The following is an 18,756-nucleotide window of genomic DNA, read 5'->3' on the forward strand; positions in this document are numbered from 1 at the left end:
ATTTTGGCCTATTTTAAATCTTCTATTGCTCTCCAATAATCTTCATAAAGCATTGAAAATCTCAACACATCCCAATACTTTCCTTTGAAAAACTTTGCCTGACGTTCCATCCCTTCCTGTAAAAATCCACATTTCTTTAATACAGAAATAGTATCTTTTTTATATTCGACCACCTTTGAATAAACTCTATTTAAATTCAAAACTTCAAAAGCATATTTTAACATCAACCTTACAACTTTAACTTCAACATCATTTTCAATAGCTTCATCCCAAAAAATCCTTATACAAGCACTTCTATTAACCCAATCTATGTTGTAAAATTGTGCAATTCCAGCACTATCCCCTTTAAATTCAATTTGAAAGGTTAGTGTGTTAACTTCATCTTTAAACAAATCAAAATTTACCTCTTCAGCAGAAAAATCTTTAAATTTCATATCTAAAAAATTTTTTAATTCCTCGTCAGAAATTCTTGTTAACTTTAAAGTCTTTTCATTACTTTCCATTCTCTAATCCTCCCAAATATTCTCTAATCCCAACACTTCTGATATGAACTATATCTTCAAAATTTTTTAAATCTTCTATTCTCACAAGTTTTGTTTCTTTATCCTTTGCAAGGGTAACATAAACAAATCTTTCATACTTCATCCAAAAATCTTCAACTGATCCAAAGAATACCTTTACACCTTTGTTTAATATTAACACTTTATCACAAATTTTTTCGATCTCCTCATCATCATGGGTCACATACAATATTGTTTTTTTATTCATCTTTAATTCTTTTATCCTATTTAAAATCAGTTTTTTTGATTCTGCGTCAAGACCACTAGTTGGTTCATCAAGAAGAACTATATCAGGATCAATCAAGAGTGCTATCGCCATCGATAACCTTTGCTGCAAGCCCTTTGACAGCTCCATGGGTCTTTTCTTTAAATGTGATGATAGCTGAAAATATTCTATTTCTTCATCTATCTTTTCCTTGCTAACATTACGTATACTTGCAAAGTAGCCAATATTTTCCTCAAGTGTTAATTCAGGGATAAGAACTGGTTTTTCAGGAATATAAGATATCAAATTAGAATTGAGTTTTATTTTACCACGTGTTGGCCTTATTATTCCAGCAACCATTTTCAAAATCGTACTTTTCCCACAACCGTTCCTACCAATAATCCCAATAACCTCTCCATCCAAAGCTGAAAAGTTAATATCTTTGACAACCCAATCTTTTTTGTATCTTTTACTTACACTAAAAAGCTCTATCATTGCAAATTAACCTCCACGTACAATTCGCCGTCATCGTTTTGTTTTACTGCAGGATATGCACTTTTTACAAGTATCGGATCAATATCATTATTAGTATACTTTATCAGATATTTTTTATCTTTATCATCATAAACTACCTGATATCCTTTTGTAGATAAATCAACATTAATAAATCCTTTATTGTAAAGTTCAAAAAGTATATTTTTTCCTGACAATGCTGTAGGATTAAACTCGTCAGGATATAAAAGTAAAGCCTGTTCAAGAGCACTATCAACATTCCTTAAATTCATTGCAACTTGAGTTGCCTTGGCTTTGGCCACAGATCTTAAAGCAACTGGAGTTGCAACAGATAGTAATGCAGAAATAACAGCTAAAACAATCAAAAGTTCTATTAAAGTAAAGCCTTTTTTCACTTTTTAACTCCTCCTTATGCCCTAACAGGCAAAACTATATATAGATATTCCCCAACATTTTTAGAATTTATCTGCATTGGACTAAGTTCATCAACAAAGTTAAAAACAACTTCTTCTTCCTCAATCTTTTTAACCGCTTCATTTAAAAACCTTGGATTGAAATTAATTGTAATGTCCTCTCCTTCTTTTTCAATAGGAATTTCTTCTATTACTTCTCCATATTCGGGGCTTTGACTACTGAGTTCCAATGTATCATCCAAAACTTTTAACTGAACTTTGTCTGTTCCCCTCTTTGCAATGATCATTGTTCTTTTTAAACTCTCCAAAAATTGATCTTTATTAAAAACTATCCTAGATTTAAATGCTTTTGGAAGCACGCGCTTATAATCAGGGAATACTTCCTCTACAACCCTCATTATAACTGTTACATCTCCGGCATTAACAGCAAGTTTTTTGTGATCAAAATTTATGGTCAAAACTGGTTCATCTGTTTCCTTAATTAGGTTTTCTAATTCTTTCATACTCTTTAATGACAAAATAAAATCAATATCTGAATTAACTGTAATTTTCTGCTCAACAAGAGCAAGTCTATAACCATCACTTGCAACAAGTCGCAAATAATTATCTTTTAATTCCCAGTACACCCCATTAAGCGCCCTCATAGCACTTTCAGTAGATGCACAAAAGATTACTCGATCAATCATTTCTTGCAAAATAGAAGTTTCAATCTCAAATTTTATACCGGTGTTTTCTAATTCAATACTTGGAAATTTTTCTGGTTCAGAATAAGTTGCTATATTAAAAGAGCTCTTTCCACTTTTAATATTTAATTTACCATTGTCATAATTCAAGATAATTTGATCATTATCAACATTTTTTACAATTTCTTCCAAAAGTTTTGCATCAACCGCAAATTGTCCTGAACCTTCCACTTCAGGTACATTAAGTTTTGAAACAACAAATGTCTGCATATCAGTAGAATAAATATTTAAAGAATTATCTTCAACTTTAAACAACAAACATTGTAAAATAGGATCCACTGTCTTTGAACCCACTGCTTGGGCGGCAACAGAAATCTTTTTTTCAAGTTCGGACCTCTGTATAGCAAGTTTTAACATCAAATCCCTCCTCACAATTTTCTTTCTTAAATTATTTTAACACAAATTATGTTAAAATAAAAAAGGAAAGTTAACTAATAAAAATCGCCAAGATGTTATATAATTGTGTTGAAATAAACAAAAATAGAGGTGAGATTATGCAAAGATTTTACCTAATTCTTGCAACCATTTTTGCCTTTTTGTTTTTGCTGACATTTTTTCATTTAAAAAGTTTAGATAATAGACTTGAATATTTACAAAAATTAAATAAAGCATATGAAATGTACGTAAATAAAGATCTTAGGTTTAAAGAATATATAGAAAACAACAATTTAGATGAATTAAAATATCTATTAGAAAGGAAGTAGTTATGAGAGACGTTCAAAGCGAAAGAGATGAAAGAAATGTACCATTAAAACACGTAGGTATTAAAAACTTAAAATATCCCGTTGTCGTTTTAGACAAAAAAAATAAAAATCAACATACTATAGCTGAAATAAATATGTATGTTGACCTTCCAAAAGATTTTCGTGGCACACACATGAGCAGATTCTTAGAAGTATTAAACAAATTTCACCTTAAAATCGATCCAAAAAACATAAAGGCAATTTTAGATGATCTAAAAAAGACACTTAAAGCCCAAAGCGCTTCTATAGAAATAATGTTTCCTTACTTTCTACAAAAAAAGGCCCCGGTAACAAAAATTGAAAGCTACATGGAATACAAATGTGGATTTAAGGCATATGATACAAACGAGGAATGTGAATTCTACATCGTTGTAGAAGTCCCCATTCAAACACTTTGCCCATGCTCAAAAGAAATAAGTAAATATAATGCCCACAATCAGAGGGCTCTTGCAAGAATTGAAGTTGAAACAAGTGAACTTATTTGGTTTGAAGACTTGATAGAATTAGCAGAAAGTTCTGCAAGTGTGCCGCTATTTACCCTTCTCAAGAGACCTGACGAAAAATATGTTACTGAAAAAGCATATGAAAATCCAAAATTTGTAGAAGATGTCGCAAGGGATATCGCGCTCTCATTAAAAGAAAATAAGAAAATTAGATGGTTTAAAGTCGAAGTTGAAAGTTTTGAATCTATTCATAATCACAATGCTTATGCTTGTGTGGATTCAGATACAATGGAGGTGTAAGAATGAACGAACAAAAAATACTCACGCTCCTTGGATTTGCATCAAAAGCAAAAAAATTAGTATATGGGAAAGATAATATAAGGGATTATATAAAAAACCCAAAACTAAAAAATAAGCTAATAATCATAGCAAAAGACACAGGAGAAAGAGTAAAAAAAGATATTAAAATAAGATGCGATATTTCAAATGTTCCTTTAATTGAATTTTCCGATAAAAAAACTATATCAAAAGCAACAGGTATGGAAAATGTTGCGGTAATTGGAATAATCGATGAAAATATGGTCAAAAGCATTTTAGAGTTTTATTCCAAGGGGGGATAAGATGAATCTCAAAATACTTACGTTAAATGAGTATTCTTTAATCGATTTTGTAAACTTAGTTAACAAAGTTTTCGAAGACTATACTGTACCAGTAAATTGGAACGTAATAAATTTTCAGCTTGACGCAAGGGAAAATTCTATTTCACTTGAAGATAGTTTTATTTTTTTCAAAGGTGAAAAACCCGTAGGATTTATTGTAAACAGTATTAGAAGAGACCGTGCAAGAATAGATGCAATGGGAGTTGTAAAAGAAGAAAGAGGTACAGGTACAGCCTCATTTATCTTGGAGCACGCAACAAATTATCTAAAATGGAAAGGTATCAAAAAAATCCTACTGGAAGTTATAACTAAAGACAAAAGAGCGTATAGATTTTATGAAAAGCATGGATTTAGAGAAAAAAGAAAATTACATTTGCTTGTAAACAAAGATTTAAAAACTGAAAGTATTGAATATAGAGCAATAAAAGTTGAACCAAGGTACGTCTATACTTTATCACTAAATCTTGAAATCTCCGGCAGAACCACTAATTGGCAAAGAGAACCAATTACTTTATTATTAGCCGATGGAAGATACAATTATGTAAAGCTAGTTCACAACGGAAAAGAAGGATATTTGGTATGGGGTAAAAACGAGGATAATAGCACATACATAGTAGATTTGGGAACTAAACATAATGATGAATGGGAAATTTTTGCAAAAATTGCTGTTGACAACCTTGTAAGAGAAACAAATTGTAAAATAATTTCTGCAACTTCCGTTCCGGAAAATGACCCCCTTTATTCTGCACTAAAAAATACCGGTTTTACAAGCTTAATTGAGCAATCAGAAATGTATAAAAACATACATTAATTGGAGGGATTATATGCAAGAGTTAAAAAATCATCTTAAAAAACTTTCAAAATTTGAAAGTGCACTTTCGCTTCTTCATTGGGATATGGAAACCTACATGCCACCAAATGCAGTAGAAAAGAGAGCACAAATAATTGGTGAAATATCAGGCTATGTCTTTGAACAATTTATATCAGAAAAAACTCAAGAGCTAATTGAAAAAGCCCAGCCTAATGATGTAGAGTCACAAGCCATATTAAGGTTGGTAAAAAAAGAATACGAAAGAATGAAAAAAATTCCAAAAGAGCTTTTTGTAGAACTTCAAATAGAAACTTCAAAGGCTCAACAAGCATGGCAAAATGCAAAAAAAGAAAAAGATTTCAACTTATTTAAACCCAACTTAAAAAAAGTTGTAGAACTTGAAAAAAAAGTTATAGAAGTCCTTGGATATGAAGAAAATAAATATGATACACTCCTCGACCAATATGAACCTGGCTTAAAAACAAAACAGCTTAATGAAATTATCCCCCCACTTAGAAGTTTCCTTGTTGAATTCCTAGAAAAACTAAGTCAAGGAAAAGAGCCAAATACTGAAATTTTAGAGGGCGAATACGATGAAAATTTGCAAAAAAGATTTTCAGAAGAACTTTTAAAAGCTCTAAATTATGATTTTAATTCTGCAAGACTTGATGTTTCAGCTCACCCATTTACAATTTCAATATCTCACAATGATGTTAGGATCACAACAAGATTTGATAGATTTGATATAAAAAATTCTATATTTAGTACAATTCACGAGTGTGGCCATGCGTTATACGAACTTGGAATTCCAGAAGAATATAGAGAACTTCCAATTGGTGATGGTGCTTCAATGGGAATACATGAAAGTCAATCAAGATTTTGGGAGAATATTGTCGGGCGAAGTTTTGAATTTTGGAAATTTATGTATCCAAAATTTGTAAAATATTTCCCCAGATTTGAGAAAATTGATATAAAAGATTTCTGGAGAGCAATAAACAAGGTAGAAAGATCACTAATAAGAACTGAAGCTGATGAGGTAACATACAACCTTCATATTATGATAAGGTTTGAGATAGAAGAAGCATTAATTAACGACAGAATAAATGTCGATGAACTACCTTTAATTTGGAATGAAAAGATGAAAGAATATTTAGGTATCTCACCTAAAAATGACAGCGAAGGAGTACTCCAAGACGTTCATTGGGCACACGGCTCATTTGGATATTTCCCATCGTACATGCTGGGAAATCTTTATGCAGCACAAATATTTAAACAAATGAAAAAAGATATTCCAGACTTTTACCAAAAAGTTGAAAATGGAGAATTTAAACCCATTTTAAACTGGCTCAGAAAAAAAATTCATTCGAAGGGAAAGGTATATCAGCCAATGGAATTAATAAAGATGGTAACTGGCGAAACACTTAATCCACAGTATTTCATAGACTATGTAAGCGAAAAATACAAAGAAGTTTATATGCTTTAATGGTAAAATTAAAGGGGGATTTCCCCCTTTAATTTATGGATGCACCCTATATAAAGTTCTAGGAAATGCTATAGCCTCTCTAATATGTTCAAGACCAGCTATCCATGCAATTGTCCTTTCAACACCAAGTCCAAACCCACTGTGAGGAACCGATCCAAACTTTCTTAAATCTAAATACCAATCGTATGATTCAACAGGAAGGTTAAATTCTTTCAATCTTTCAACCAAAAGATCGTAATCATGAATTCTTTGTGAAGCACCTATTATTTCACCATATCCTTCAGGCGCTATCAAATCATCGCACAATACAACATCTGGGTTATCCGGATCTGGCTGCATGTAAAATGCTTTTGCCTTTCTTGGATAATGTGTTACAAATACAGGTTTATCAAATTGCTTTGCTATCTCCGTTTCCTCATCTCCACCAAAATCGTCTCCCCACTCAATATCGTATCCTTTCTTTTGGAGCATTTTAACAGCCTCTGTATAAGTAATCCTTGGGAAAGGTGGTTCAATCTTTTCAAGTTTTGAAATGTCTCTATTTAAAGCTTCAAGATGCTCTCTTGCATTTTCAAGAACGTATTTTACTATATAGCTAACAAGATTTTCCTGCAATTTAAGATTATCCTCATGCTCAAAATATGCAACCTCGGCTTCATTCATCCAAAATTCTATAAGGTGTCTTCTTGTCTTTGACTTTTCAGCCCTAAATGTTGGCCCTAAATTAAATACTCTTCCAAGAGCCATACATGCAGCCTCTAAATAAAGCTGCCCAGTTTGTGCAAGATATACCTTTCCATAGTCAAAATAATCTATCTCAAAAAGGTTACCTGCAGATTCACCGATTGCACCAGTGAAAATAGGTGTATCAACCTGAACAAAATCATTTTCCCAATAGAATTTTCTAATAGCTTTTAAAACTGCATCCCTTATATTTAAAATATGCATCTGCCTTCTAGAGCGGAGCCATAAGTGTCTGTGTTCCATCAGATAATCAATACTATGATCAGGCTTATTAATTGGAAAATCCTCAGTTGGAATTTGAACTGGAATTACCTCTTTTGCATGAATCTCTACTCCACCTGGTGCCCTCTCTTCACTTTTCACCGTTCCTCTAACAATCAGAGATGATTCCATTCTAAGTTTTCTTGCATTTTTAAAAGTTTCTTCATCAACTGAAGATGCTTCAACAACCACTTGTACTATTCCTGTACCATCCCTCATATTAATAAATGCAATTTTTCCACTACTTCTACTTCTCCAAACCCAACCTCTAAGCTCCACTTCTTTTCCAATATGATCCTTCAGATTTTTAATGTATACCCACACAAAATCCACCTCCCATTATTTTTCTCACCAAGGCCTTCTTCCAAGTGCGTTCTCATATCCATCCAATATATCTTTAGCAAATCTTAAAATCTCTGGATCATTTGAAAAAACTAAAAGTCCTGATTCAACAAACGGCTGATTTATATGTATTTCTTTCTCGTCTGAAAGCTTAACAATTGAATTTTTTAGAATTTTCTTTCTTATACTTTCCACATCAACATTTGTTATTTTCCAAGATAACTTTATACCATCTATATATTTTCCAATCTCATTACTTAAAAATACACTTCCGTTATAGCCTAACTCACTTAATAAATTTTTTTTCACTTCACTGTCAACAACTATTGGATAAGTTGCATCCCTAGTGTTTAAAGACACAACAACTTCCTTATCAAGTATTGTACCATCAAATATTGGGATTATTCCAGCCGTTGCAAGTCCTCTTGCAAAAAGAGAATATACATGAGCTGTAATGAATGCAGAAACATTTACTCTATTTAAAGGATCTTTGTCATCCTTACTTAATGTATCTAAAGTACCAACGACATACGCATCATATCCTTGCTGTTTTAAAAGATAACCTGCCGCAAGTCCTGCATCATACGAAAGAGTAAGATCACCAAGACTTCCAAGGCACAAAAGTGAAACATCTTTTAAAATATCATTTAAAGGTATTTTTGCAATGTTAGCCGGAAATAATGTCTGAAAAATGATTAGAAAGAGCAACATAAACACCATCTTCATCATTCGATGGCGCAATATAATCTGCCTCCTTTTTAAGTTCTTCAACAGCGTTTTCTACTGCCACTGAAAAATCAGCTATTTTAAACATTCCAATATCGTTGTGATTATCACCAAAAACCACTATCTTTTGATCTCTGCAGTTTAACTTATCTATTAAATACTTTAAGGCTTCAGCCTTATTTACATTTTTTGGAACTATATCTAAAAATATATTCATGCTTTTAAATATATCAACGTTTAAATTCATTTTATCAAGTTCATCCTTAACATTATCTAGTACTTTTTCATCTGCAATGGAAAGAATTTTGGTGGGAAGTTTTTCCTTTGATAGTTTTACTAGATCTTCTACTATAAAATATTCTACATCTGCATGTCTAGCATAAGACTTTATATATTCATTATCCTCTTCTCCATATAATTTATCATCAACATATATTTGTCTATGTAAAGATTTTCCTCTTAAAAAATCTATTATTTTCTTCGTTGAGTCAAAATCCACGCTTTTTTCAAATACCACACCTTTTTCAGGTATCCATACCATTCCACCATTGTATGCAATAACTGGAAAATCTTTTCCAAAAAATTTCTTCAAAAACTTTTTTACCGAAACAAGCATTCTACCACTTGCAAATATTACTGTATGGCCATTTCTTTCGAGACTTTTAATCGCATCTACTGTTTCTTGAGAAACTGTATAATCACTCTTTAAAAGTGTTCCATCTATATCGAAAACAAATACCATCATTTTCCTCCTTCAAGTTTTCTTTTTATCTCTAAAACTAACCCTTCTGCAGTAGCAAGATTTGTTGCAAGTGGAATATTGTGAACATCACATACCCTCAAAAGTGCTGAAACATCTGGTTCATGAGGTTGTGCGGTAAGCGGATCTCTTAAAAAGATAACAAAATCAATCTCGCCATTCACTATAAGTGAACCAATTTGTAAATCTCCTCCGTACGGGCCTGACTCAAGCTTTGTAACTTTTAAGCCTATCTTTTGTTCAATAATCTTTCCAGTGCTCTTTGTGGCATAAAGGTTGCATTTCTCAAAGACATTTTTCCACTCTTTGACAAACATTGCTAGGTCAAGTTTTTTGTTATCATGGGCAATTAAAGCTACATTTAGCATAATTTTCACCTCTTTTTACTTATTTACAATTATTATATCACAGCTGTGATATAATAATATAGAATTTTTCAAAGGGGGGATTGTGTGAAAAACTATAAAAAGCTGTTCTTACTAGGTTTTGGGTTTTTCGGAATAAGTATTGTCTGGCCACTTTATAATGCTTATGTCCCTATCTTTTTAAAAGATTTTTCCCTTTCATCAACCAGCATCGGTTTTGTAATGACTATCGACAATATTTTTGCCATATTTATGTTGCCTCTTATCGGCGTATTAAGCGATCAAACAAGAACAAGATTTGGAAGGCGTATGCCTTATATCCTTATTGGTGCGCCACTTGGTGCTATGTTTTTCTCCCTAATTCCATTTGCTAGAGAAATGCACCTTCTATGGTTTTTTATGTTAAATATTATCTTTATGAACTTTTTCATGGCCCTATTTAGATCTCCAGTTATAGCTCTCATGCCTGATATAACTCCACCAAAGTATAGAAGTCAAGCAAACGGTGTAATTAACTTCATGGGCGGGCTTGGCGCACTTCTTGCGTATTTTGCAGGAAAACCATTATACGACAAAAACTATGCTTTACCATTTTGGCTTGGTGCACTAATAATGTTAATTGCATTAATGCTTGTTGTAATATTTATAAAGGAAGATGAAAAGTACAAAATTAAAGAAGGAAAGAAAAAGAAAATAGACAATGTCTTTTCAAAAAGTTTTTCAGAGTTAAAAGTAAATCTAAAGGAAGTGTTTTTGTCAAAAGAAAAAAGTCTTTTGATGATTCTACTTTCCATACTCTTTTGGTTTATTGGATATAACGCTCTTGAGACTTTCTTTACAAGTTATGCAAAGTTTAGAATAGGAATTAGTGAAAGCACAGGAGCATTTATACTAGGCTTCTTCTCTCTAACATTTATGCTCTTTTCCATTCCTGCAGGTTTTATCGGAGCAAAGATAGGAAGAAAAAAGACTATGACCATTGGTCTTGCTATAGTAATACTTATCTCGATCTTATCAATTGCAAGCGTAAATATGATAAACAATACAAGTCTTGTAACTCGTTTATTATTTATCTATTTTGCACTTGGTGGAATAGGTTGGGGAATGGTTAATGTAAATTCACTTCCTACAGTAGTAGATATGACAACCGAAGAAAAACTGGGTGGTTACACCGGACTTTATTACTTTTTCTCTATGAGTGCAAATATAATTGCACCTCCACTTGCAGGATTTTTTATAGACATCTTAGGATACGACTCGCTACTTTACTTTTCAATAGCATCATTCTTTGTAGCAACCACTACTTTGCAATTTGTTAGAAGAGGCGATGTTAAATAGATTTTTTACAATTATCGGAAATTTTACACTCACTGCAAATGGGATTTTTTCTACAAACCGCTTTTGAGTGTTCAACAATTAACCCGTGAAGTTCTTGGAACAATTTGACATCTTTAGGATAATTTTCGTAGAAAAGATTTTGAACACTATCATAATCTGACAGGTTAATACCATACATTCGTTTTAAAAGTCTTTTTGTGTAAGCATCAACAACAAAAACTGGTATTTCAAGTGCATAGAGTAAAATGGAATCGGCTGTTTCTTTGCCGATTCCATTTATTTTCAAAAGCTTTTCACGAAGATTTTCCAATCTTTTTATCTTAGAAAGGTCAAAATCATATTCTTTGAGAAATGAAAGTAAATTTTTTAAACGCCTTGCTTTTAAGTTATAAAACCCAGCCGGTTTAATTAACTCTGCTAAATAGTCAACTGGCAATTCATACAAATACTCAAGCAATTTTTCTTTAGTTTTATTTTTATAAATATTTTCAATTGCTCTTTCAACATTTTTCCAATTCGTATTTTGAGTTAAAACCGCAGTAACAATTATTTCTTCAGAAGTTCCTGGCCACCACTTCCCAACACTACCGTATGCTTTTAATAATAATTTATACAAGTTTTTCAACATTATACCTCCGCTACTGCCTCTATCTCTATATCCGAATCTTTTGGTAGCTTTGAAACTTCAACGACTGCTCTTGCAGGTTTGTGACCATTTAATAGCTTTTCATATATTTCATTAAATTCAGAAAATTTTGACATATCCCTTATATACACATTAACTTTAACCAACTTATCAAGGCTGCTTCCTGCTTCTTTTAATATATTATCCATATTTTTTATAATAACTTCCGTTGCACGTTTTATATCCCCTTTTATCAATTCACCCGTTTCAACAACTATTGGGAGCTGTCCAGATACAAAAACAAAGCCATTACTTTTTACAGCTATTGAATAAGGTCCTACTGCCTTTGGTGCATTGCTTGGATTAATAAACTCCATTTTTCCACCTCCCCTAATTTTTCCAAGAAAATTATAACACATAGTGATATAATTATCTTTGAAATATTTTTTAGATTGGAGGATATAATGCAATTTTGCGTTTCAAAAATCAGAAGTCTGTTATTCTGCCCAAAAAAATTTCTTAACGAATCAAAAGAAGAAGTTTTTCTTGATCCTTATCTTGAAAAAAAGACGAAAAAAGTAATTAAAACCGGTGGAAAAATTAAAAAGGGAGTTTTGTCTACAAAACTTTTTAATTTTAAGCTTATTGCTTCAAATGTAGAAGTAATTTCTAATAACATTGAAATTTATATTATTTCTCATAGAAATGGTAAAAAACTCTACCAATATCATTACATAGAATCTGCTGCATATGGGTATATTTTTTCAAAACACACAGAAAAGAAAATAAATGTTATTTTTAAAAGCAAATATTACAACGTAACAATGCCCTGGGAAAAATATCTAAAAGATTTTATTGATATAGTTGAAGAATTAAAAAATTACAAAGAAATAAGCCCCAGAATAAATCCTGAATGTAAATTTTGTAAATATAACCTTGAATGTACAAATATTTTAATTAAAGAAAAAAATCTTTCACTGCTTCGTGGAATTGGTAGTGCAAAACTGGAAAAATTATTTGAGCATAACATTTATACATTAGATGATCTAATAAAAAACAAAGATGTAGTTGAGAATATATTTGGAGAAAAAGGGAAAAGATTAATACTGCAAGCAACCGCTTTTATTGAAAATAAGCCTATTTTAATCTCAAAGGTTGAAAAATTAAAAAACGGAATATTCTTAGATATTGAAAGCTACCATGATTTTCACTTTTTGTTTGGAATTTTAAAAGATAATGAATATATTCCATTTTTTTCATTTAAAAGGGAAGATGAAGAAAAAACTTTTCTGCAGCTAATAGACTTTTTAAAAAAACAAAACGCTCCAATTTACCATTACTTTAATTATGAACCAATTCAAATCAAAAAGCTTGCTACAAAATACAAAGTGAAAAATAAAGTAAAATTTGAATTTATTGATATATACAAAATAATATCCAGTAGTTTAGCAATACCAACAATTTCTTACTCGCTTAAAGTTCTGGCAAAATATTTTGGATTTAAGTGGAGAACAAATTTAAATGGGAGCAGCGTCATACAAAAATTTGAAGAATACAAAAAATCAAAAGATAAAGCAATACTAAACGAAATATTAATGTATAACGAAGATGACGTTAGAGCAACAAAACTATTATTTGATATTGTTAACCAATTTTCAAAATAGTTTTTCTCTCTGATAAATATGTTAACGTATTTATTAATGAAGATAATAGGAGTTTTATTGAATTTTTTATAAAAAACATGGAAAAATATCAGAATTTTAACATTTTAAGAAAACGCTTTATATTACTTAATCTTAACCTTTTTAACCTAATCTTTGTTTTTAATGTGTTGAGATGTAACAATTGCTATGTTATCTTATAAACAGAGCAGCGACCCCCTATCCCCCCTTGGAACCATTTTCCAAGAAATAGGCCCCAGATTGAAAAATCTGGGGCTTTATTTTTATGGTATAATCTTTTTCGAACAAAGGAGGAAAAGTATGAAAAATGCTCCACACAGTATAGAAGCTGAACAAGCTATATTAGGTAGTATATTAATAGATCCCGAAACAATTGAAAACATTATTTCAATTGTTAGCTCAAGAGATTTTTTCGATCCAAGGCATGCCGAAATATTCAAGGCCATAGAAGAACTATACGATGAGGGTATTCCAATTGATGTAATATCAATTTGTGACCGCCTTAAAACTAAGGGAAAACTTGAAATGGTAGGCGGAGAAATTTATGTTGCACAACTTGCAGATATAGTACCAACATCCGCACATGCAGAGATGTATGCACAAATTGTTAGGGATAAATCCGTTTTGAGGGCACTTATAAACGCCGCATCCAAGGTAGTAGAAGATGCCATGTCTGATAGAGATGTGGACGATATTTTAGATAATGCAGAAAGAGTAATTTTTGAAATAGCTGAATCGAAAACTTCTAAAACTTACCTTTCGATGGACACTATTTTGCACGAAGTTTTTGAAAACCTCGAAAACTTAAGAACAAAGGTAAAAGATGGTGTAACTAGCTTAATTACTGGTATTCCAACAGGTTTTAAAAAACTAGACGAAATGACATCAGGATTTCATAAATCTGATCTTATAATCTTGGCAGCAAGACCCAGTGTTGGTAAAACAGCATTTGCACTTAATATAGCAAAAAACATGGCATTACACGCAAAAGCGCCTGTTGGCATTTTCAGCCTTGAAATGAGCAAAGAGCAGCTCGCACAAAGGCTCCTTGGAATGGAAGCATTAATTGAACTTCAAAAAATAAGACGTGGAACATTGAGTGATGAAGAATGGCAAAGGCTCTTGACTGCAACTGGTAAGCTCTACAAAGCAAATATAATAGTCGATGATGAAGCAAATCTTGATCCAAGATCACTTCGTGCAAAGGCAAGAAGAATGAAAAAAGAATATGGAATCGAAGCTATTTTTATAGATTATCTTCAATTGATGAGCATAAAATCATATAGAGAAAACAGGCAACAAGAAATATCTGAAATTTCCAGGTCTCTTAAACTTCTTGCTAGAGAACTTGACGTGTCTATAATTGCTTTATCGCAACTTTCTCGTGCTGTTGAACAGCGTGAAGATAAAAGACCAAGACTGAGTGATCTAAGAGAGTCTGGTTCAATAGAGCAAGATGCTGATATGGTTTTATTCTTATATAGAGAACAATATTATAAAAAAGAAAAAACACTTGATCCACACGAAACAGAAGTCATTATAGGAAAACAGAGAAACGGACCTATTGGTACTGTTACTCTCTTATTTGATCCTAAATTTACCGCATTCTTTGAAGTTGATCCAACACATGGAGGGTGATCATTTTGAAGGCTATTTATCCTGGTTCTTTTGATCCAATAACCTTTGGACATTTAGACATAATTAAAAGAGCTTCAAAAATTTTTTCAGAAGTTTTTGTTGTAGTTATGGAAAACAAAAGAAAAAAATACACCTTTAGTCTTGAAGAAAGAATTGAAATGATAAAAGAATGTACTAAAGATATAGCAAATATAAAGGTTGATTATTTTAACGGACTTTTAATTGATTATCTTCAAAAAAATAAAATTGATGTAATTATACGTGGTCTTCGTGCTGTTACTGATTTTGAATATGAACTTCAAATGGCTATGGCAAATAAAGAAATGTGTCCACATACCGACACTGTATTTTTGATGACTGATAAAAAATATTCATTTATCTCATCAAGTCTTGTAAAGGAAGTAGCATATTTTGGAGGAGATATCTCAAGATGGGTTCCAAAAAATGTTGAAGAAAAACTAATACAAAAACTCAGGGAGTGATTTTATGAAAAAATGTCTTCTTTCCGTTGCAATGATAGTAAAAGATGAAGCGCATAACATAAGAAGGGCTTTAGAAAGTATTAAAGATATTGCTGATGAAATTGTGGTAGTTGATACCGGCTCAACAGATAAAACTCCTGAAATAGTAAGAGAATACACTGATAAACTTTATTTTCATCCTTGGGAAGGAAATTTTTCAAAGGCAAGAAATCAGTCACTAAAATATCCAACTTGTGAATGGGTCCTCATATTTGACGCCGACGAAGAAGTCAAAGAAGACTTTAAAGGGATAAGAAATTTCTTAGAAAATCTCCCGAATGATGTAAATACAGTATATCTGCCCACTTTAAGCTATCTTGACTGGGACTTTAAAAAAACTGAGATAGCCTCTACTCCAAGACTTTTTAGGAATGGTACAGTATATTACAAAAATATAGTACATAATCAACCAGTATACAAAGGAAAAGTTATAAACGCTCCATTTACAGTATACCACTATGGATACATTTGGACAAGAAAACTTCGTATGCAAAAATATAATAGAACAAGAACTCTAATATTAAAGCATCTTGAAAATAAAGATTTAAATCCTGTAGAAAAAATCTATTACCTAGTCCAACTTTACAAAACTGAGAATATATCAAAATACAAAAATAGAAAAATAGAAGTTGGATGGAAAACACTAAAAGAGATAGAAAAAATAGGCCAAATTCCTGCAATAGGTCTTGAATTTCTCTTTTTATTCGGAATGGATGCATTAAATAAAGAAAATCTAGAACTTGCAGAAAATTTATTTAACAAAGCAATAGAAGCTGTTCCAAAATATCCTGATCCTTATTACGGCCTAACAGGAGTTTACGAAAAAAAAGACGATCTTGAAAGCCAATATAAATATGCAAAACTATTTTTAGAAAAAATTGAGTATGCTGAAAAGCACCCTGAAGAATTTGAATGGACTGTTATAGGCTTTAAGCATAAAGGGGCTGCAAACGCAATCATTACAAAATACTTCCTAAAAAATAAGGATAAAAAAAACTTTGAATATTATCTTAGAAAAACAATAGAATTTGCAAAAACAACGGGAGAAAATATTAAAAGACTAATCAATATTATTTTACAAGAACTCTTAAAAATAAACGACATTGATTTTCTAAAAAGCATAAAATCTTCCTACGAATATATCTTAAATGTTTTAGTTGAAAATAATATTAATATCGATATTTGGAAAACCGCTTTTAAGTTTTTGGACAACAATATAAAGATAGATGTAAATCTTTTAGAAAAATTTGTACAAACTGATTTTCAAAACTTTGTTATAAAATCCGAAAAACACGGTGGAGATTTTCTTCTAGAATTTATATTTAAAAATGATTTTGAAAACAATATAAAAACTTTGAATGAGGTATTGTTTTTATTTAAATATTTTAACGGTTCAAAAGAAAAATTATTAAAACTACTTGCAAGTATTAGGAAGAATTTTCCAGATGACATACAAGGAATCATATATTCATTAATTGGTGATATATATCTAAAACTTTCCAATTTTTCTGCGGCTATTTCATCATACAAAAAAGCTATTGAATTGAATAAAGATATTTCAAACTTTATTAAACCTGTACTTGATGATCTAAAAACAAGACTCGATCCAAATATAGATGGAGTTTTCGAAGAAATTTTAAACTATTACACAAAGCACAAAGAATTAATTTTAACTATTGACACTAATGAGGTTGAATTAAAATATCTTAACCTAATTTCAAGCACAGATTATGCAAAATATGCTGCTTCTATAAATTGCAATGATATTGATAGAAAACTAAGACTTTTAAACGAAATCAAAAACAAAGATGAATTCCCATTCTATTATTATAGACTTGCAAAAATTTACGAAGAAAAAGAAGATTTTGAAAAAGCATTTTCAATCCACATTAAAGCCTGTGAAGAAAATCATAAAATTGCAGACTTAAAACTCGGCATGTACGAATACGATGGCTTTTATCCTAACTCAACTTACACATTTATGAAAAATTCAGATAAAATAGTGTGGTGTAGAAACATAAGTGAAAAACTTTCTGGATTTGGGATAATTCATCCAATAAGAATATGGAAAAAGACAGAAAATTTTTACTATGCTTATCCATATCCTGCAAATGATGCAATAAAAATCGCTAGAAAAAGAAGAAAAAAACTAATTAAAGATTGGCCATTTAAAATTTCTGATGAAATAATATTTAATTCACTAGCTGAATTGAATGAAAATAGTATATACATAATCGAAAATGAAGAGGTTCCAGAATACTTACTAAAAGAGCTCGAAATAAATAATTCAAAAGAAAGCAGTGCATTATTTTCAATAAATACAATTCATGTTGAACATGATTTTTCAAAAATAATACCATCACACATACAAAAAGGAGTAATCATTTATTTTGAACCAAATTTTGATGATAAAGATGATATAGTTTTCTTTAACCCTGAATTTAGAATTATTAGAAATACAAGTCAAATTAAAAAGGAGTTATCTAAATTTGATTTTAAAGTAGTAAAAATAAATGCAGTAAAAAATATAAGAATTTTGTTTTTTGAAAAAATCTAAAAAATTTTTTAACTCTTCCGATAATATAAATAGCTTAGAGTGCCTTGGACAAAAATAAAAACCACATGGAGGTGGAGAAGATATGAGAATTAATCATAACATAAGTGCATTAAACGCTTGGAGAAGTATTGGTCAAACCAATATGGCTATGAGCAAAACTCTTGAAAGACTTTCTTCCGGTCTCAGAATTAACAGAGCTGGTGACGATGCTGCTGGTCTTGCTATCAGTGAAAAAATGAGAGGTCAAATTAAAGGTCTCAATATGGCTATTAAAAACTCTCAAGACGCTATTTCTTTGATTCAAACAGCAGAAGGTGCTTTAACTGAAGTTCACTCAATTTTGCAAAGAATGAGAGAACTTTCTGTACAAGCTGCTAGTGATACAAACACTGATGTTGATAGAAATCAAATACAAGCAGAACTTGACCAATTAAGAGAAGAAATTGACAGAATTGCAAGAACAACAGAATTTAACACTAAGAAACTTCTTGATGGTAAACTCGAAAGCTTTAGATCCGAAGTCGATGCTAAAGTCGTTACCGGTGGTAATATAAAATTAGAACTCAATACTCCTGTAAGTCCCACCGCCAAAGAAGGAACTTATGTTGTTGAAGTCGGACAATT

21 protein-coding genes are annotated in these 18,756 nt (G+C 31.2%); 11 read left to right on the plus strand and 10 right to left on the minus strand.

Going from position 1 to position 18,756, the window contains the following annotated elements; translation table 11 throughout:
- Positions 1–8: 8 nt before the first annotated feature.
- From OB7_RS04770 to dnaN, 4 genes are read right to left on the minus strand one after another with little or no spacing between them, the layout of a single operon-like run.
- Positions 9–503, minus strand: a complete 495-nt coding sequence (locus OB7_RS04770; protein WP_004101747.1) for a GNAT family N-acetyltransferase — start codon at positions 501–503, stop codon at positions 9–11.
- A complete protein-coding gene (locus OB7_RS04775; protein WP_114702656.1) occupies positions 493–1,260 on the minus strand; it encodes an ABC transporter ATP-binding protein in 768 nt (255 codons plus the stop codon). The genes OB7_RS04770 and OB7_RS04775 overlap by 11 nt, the downstream gene beginning before the upstream one ends.
- Positions 1,257–1,673, minus strand: a complete 417-nt coding sequence (locus OB7_RS04780; protein WP_114702657.1) for a type II secretion system protein — start codon at positions 1,671–1,673, stop codon at positions 1,257–1,259. Before OB7_RS04780 ends, OB7_RS04775 begins: the two co-directional genes overlap by 4 nt.
- 14 nt (positions 1,674–1,687) lie before the next feature.
- Positions 1,688–2,791: a DNA polymerase III subunit beta gene (gene dnaN / locus OB7_RS04785; RefSeq protein ID WP_004101743.1), complete on the minus strand. Its 1,104-nt coding sequence runs from the start codon at positions 2,789–2,791 to the stop codon at positions 1,688–1,690.
- A 137-nt stretch (positions 2,792–2,928) separates the two neighbouring features.
- Between dnaN and OB7_RS04790 the strand changes: the two genes are divergently transcribed.
- From OB7_RS04790 to OB7_RS04810, 5 genes are read left to right on the plus strand one after another with little or no spacing between them, the layout of a single operon-like run.
- Entirely contained in the window at positions 2,929–3,138 is a 210-nt protein-coding gene (locus OB7_RS04790) for a hypothetical protein (protein ID WP_004101742.1), read from the plus strand.
- A gap of 2 nt (positions 3,139–3,140) precedes the next feature.
- Positions 3,141–3,920 (plus strand): GTP cyclohydrolase FolE2, encoded by a 780-nt coding sequence (gene folE2 / locus OB7_RS04795; protein ID WP_004101738.1) that lies wholly within the window; start codon positions 3,141–3,143, stop codon positions 3,918–3,920.
- 2 nt (positions 3,921–3,922) lie between these two features.
- Positions 3,923–4,240 carry a L7Ae/L30e/S12e/Gadd45 family ribosomal protein gene (locus OB7_RS04800; RefSeq protein WP_004101737.1) on the plus strand — a complete coding sequence of 106 codons (318 nt, stop codon included), beginning with the start codon at positions 3,923–3,925 and terminating at the stop codon, positions 4,238–4,240.
- 1 nt (position 4,241) lies between these two features.
- On the plus strand, positions 4,242–5,090 hold the full coding sequence (locus OB7_RS04805) for a GNAT family N-acetyltransferase (protein ID WP_004101736.1): 849 nt from the start codon (positions 4,242–4,244) through the stop codon (positions 5,088–5,090).
- 13 nt (positions 5,091–5,103) lie between these two features.
- Positions 5,104–6,573, plus strand: a complete 1,470-nt coding sequence (locus OB7_RS04810) for a carboxypeptidase M32 (protein ID WP_114702658.1) — start codon at positions 5,104–5,106, stop codon at positions 6,571–6,573.
- Positions 6,574–6,606: 33 nt separating this feature from the next.
- Here the strand turns inward: OB7_RS04810 and asnS are convergent, their stop codons facing one another.
- The 4 genes from asnS to OB7_RS04830 are packed head-to-tail and all read right to left on the minus strand — an operon-like array spanning position 6,607 to position 9,774.
- On the minus strand, positions 6,607–7,902 hold the full coding sequence (gene asnS, locus OB7_RS04815) for an asparagine--tRNA ligase (RefSeq protein ID WP_114702659.1): 1,296 nt from the start codon (positions 7,900–7,902) through the stop codon (positions 6,607–6,609).
- Between the two features lie 24 nt (positions 7,903–7,926).
- Positions 7,927–8,631 (minus strand): hypothetical protein, encoded by a 705-nt coding sequence (locus tag OB7_RS04820; protein WP_004101730.1) that lies wholly within the window; start codon positions 8,629–8,631, stop codon positions 7,927–7,929.
- Complete coding sequence (locus OB7_RS04825; protein ID WP_004101727.1) at positions 8,588–9,388, minus strand: Cof-type HAD-IIB family hydrolase; 801 nt, start codon at positions 9,386–9,388, stop codon at positions 8,588–8,590. Before OB7_RS04825 ends, OB7_RS04820 begins: the two co-directional genes overlap by 44 nt.
- Positions 9,388–9,774 carry a methylglyoxal synthase gene (locus tag OB7_RS04830; RefSeq protein WP_004101725.1) on the minus strand — a complete coding sequence of 129 codons (387 nt, stop codon included), beginning with the start codon at positions 9,772–9,774 and terminating at the stop codon, positions 9,388–9,390. The genes OB7_RS04825 and OB7_RS04830 overlap by 1 nt, the downstream gene beginning before the upstream one ends.
- Positions 9,775–9,858: 84 nt before the next feature.
- Here OB7_RS04830 and OB7_RS04835 point away from each other — a divergent pair, with 84 nt between their 5' ends.
- Positions 9,859–11,109, plus strand: a complete 1,251-nt coding sequence (locus OB7_RS04835; protein ID WP_004101723.1) for an MFS transporter — start codon at positions 9,859–9,861, stop codon at positions 11,107–11,109.
- On the opposite strand, the gene OB7_RS04840 is transcribed toward OB7_RS04835, so the two are convergent.
- Positions 11,102–11,737, minus strand: coding sequence for an endonuclease III domain-containing protein (locus OB7_RS04840; RefSeq protein ID WP_004101720.1), 636 nt, complete (start codon positions 11,735–11,737; stop codon positions 11,102–11,104). The two genes, OB7_RS04835 and OB7_RS04840, sit on opposite strands and share 8 nt — an antisense overlap.
- On the minus strand, positions 11,737–12,111 hold the full coding sequence (locus OB7_RS04845; RefSeq protein ID WP_004101718.1) for a Rid family detoxifying hydrolase: 375 nt from the start codon (positions 12,109–12,111) through the stop codon (positions 11,737–11,739). The genes OB7_RS04840 and OB7_RS04845 overlap by 1 nt, the downstream gene beginning before the upstream one ends.
- Before the next feature lie 87 nt (positions 12,112–12,198).
- On the opposite strand from OB7_RS04845, the gene OB7_RS04850 reads away from it, so the two are divergent.
- From OB7_RS04850 to OB7_RS04870, 5 genes are all read left to right on the plus strand, one after another.
- Positions 12,199–13,398 (plus strand): TM0106 family RecB-like putative nuclease, encoded by a 1,200-nt coding sequence (locus tag OB7_RS04850; protein WP_114702660.1) that lies wholly within the window; start codon positions 12,199–12,201, stop codon positions 13,396–13,398.
- A gap of 318 nt (positions 13,399–13,716) precedes the next feature.
- Positions 13,717–15,054, plus strand: a complete 1,338-nt coding sequence (dnaB, locus tag OB7_RS04855; RefSeq protein WP_114702661.1) for a replicative DNA helicase — start codon at positions 13,717–13,719, stop codon at positions 15,052–15,054.
- Positions 15,055–15,059: 5 nt separating this feature from the next.
- Positions 15,060–15,536, plus strand: coding sequence for a pantetheine-phosphate adenylyltransferase (coaD, locus tag OB7_RS04860; RefSeq protein WP_012580169.1), 477 nt, complete (start codon positions 15,060–15,062; stop codon positions 15,534–15,536).
- Positions 15,537–15,540: 4 nt separating this feature from the next.
- The gene (locus OB7_RS04865) at positions 15,541–18,132 is read left to right on the plus strand and encodes a TPR domain-containing glycosyltransferase (RefSeq protein ID WP_114702662.1); all 2,592 of its coding nucleotides are present in this window, start codon (positions 15,541–15,543) and stop codon (positions 18,130–18,132) included.
- Positions 18,133–18,214: 82 nt separating this feature from the next.
- A partial coding sequence (locus OB7_RS04870) for a flagellin N-terminal helical domain-containing protein (RefSeq protein WP_487247933.1) occupies positions 18,215–18,756 on the plus strand: 542 nt, incomplete at its 3' end.

This window comes from Thermosipho africanus Ob7, from assembly GCF_003351105.1.
In the GTDB taxonomy this organism is placed as follows: Bacteria; Thermotogota; Thermotogae; order Thermotogales; family Fervidobacteriaceae; genus Thermosipho; species Thermosipho africanus.

Coding starts and splice junctions, on each gene's coding strand:
- OB7_RS04850 (WP_114702660.1), top strand. CDS start 12,199: ATGCAATTTTGCGTTTCAAAAATCAGAAGTCTGTTATTCTGCCCAAAA.
- OB7_RS04825 (WP_004101727.1), bottom strand. CDS start 9,388: ATGGTATTTGTTTTCGATATAGATGGAACACTTTTAAAGAGTGATTAT.
- dnaN (WP_004101743.1), bottom strand. CDS start 2,791: ATGTTAAAACTTGCTATACAGAGGTCCGAACTTGAAAAAAAGATTTCT.
- OB7_RS04805 (WP_004101736.1), top strand. CDS start 4,242: ATGAATCTCAAAATACTTACGTTAAATGAGTATTCTTTAATCGATTTT.
- folE2 (WP_004101738.1), top strand. CDS start 3,141: ATGAGAGACGTTCAAAGCGAAAGAGATGAAAGAAATGTACCATTAAAA.
- OB7_RS04800 (WP_004101737.1), top strand. CDS start 3,923: ATGAACGAACAAAAAATACTCACGCTCCTTGGATTTGCATCAAAAGCA.
- OB7_RS04845 (WP_004101718.1), bottom strand. CDS start 12,111: ATGGAGTTTATTAATCCAAGCAATGCACCAAAGGCAGTAGGACCTTAT.
- OB7_RS04820 (WP_004101730.1), bottom strand. CDS start 8,631: ATGTTGCTCTTTCTAATCATTTTTCAGACATTATTTCCGGCTAACATT.
- OB7_RS04810 (WP_114702658.1), top strand. CDS start 5,104: ATGCAAGAGTTAAAAAATCATCTTAAAAAACTTTCAAAATTTGAAAGT.
- dnaB (WP_114702661.1), top strand. CDS start 13,717: ATGAAAAATGCTCCACACAGTATAGAAGCTGAACAAGCTATATTAGGT.
- OB7_RS04770 (WP_004101747.1), bottom strand. CDS start 503: ATGGAAAGTAATGAAAAGACTTTAAAGTTAACAAGAATTTCTGACGAG.
- OB7_RS04840 (WP_004101720.1), bottom strand. CDS start 11,737: ATGTTGAAAAACTTGTATAAATTATTATTAAAAGCATACGGTAGTGTT.
- OB7_RS04865 (WP_114702662.1), top strand. CDS start 15,541: ATGAAAAAATGTCTTCTTTCCGTTGCAATGATAGTAAAAGATGAAGCG.
- OB7_RS04790 (WP_004101742.1), top strand. CDS start 2,929: ATGCAAAGATTTTACCTAATTCTTGCAACCATTTTTGCCTTTTTGTTT.
- OB7_RS04775 (WP_114702656.1), bottom strand. CDS start 1,260: ATGATAGAGCTTTTTAGTGTAAGTAAAAGATACAAAAAAGATTGGGTT.
- OB7_RS04830 (WP_004101725.1), bottom strand. CDS start 9,774: ATGCTAAATGTAGCTTTAATTGCCCATGATAACAAAAAACTTGACCTA.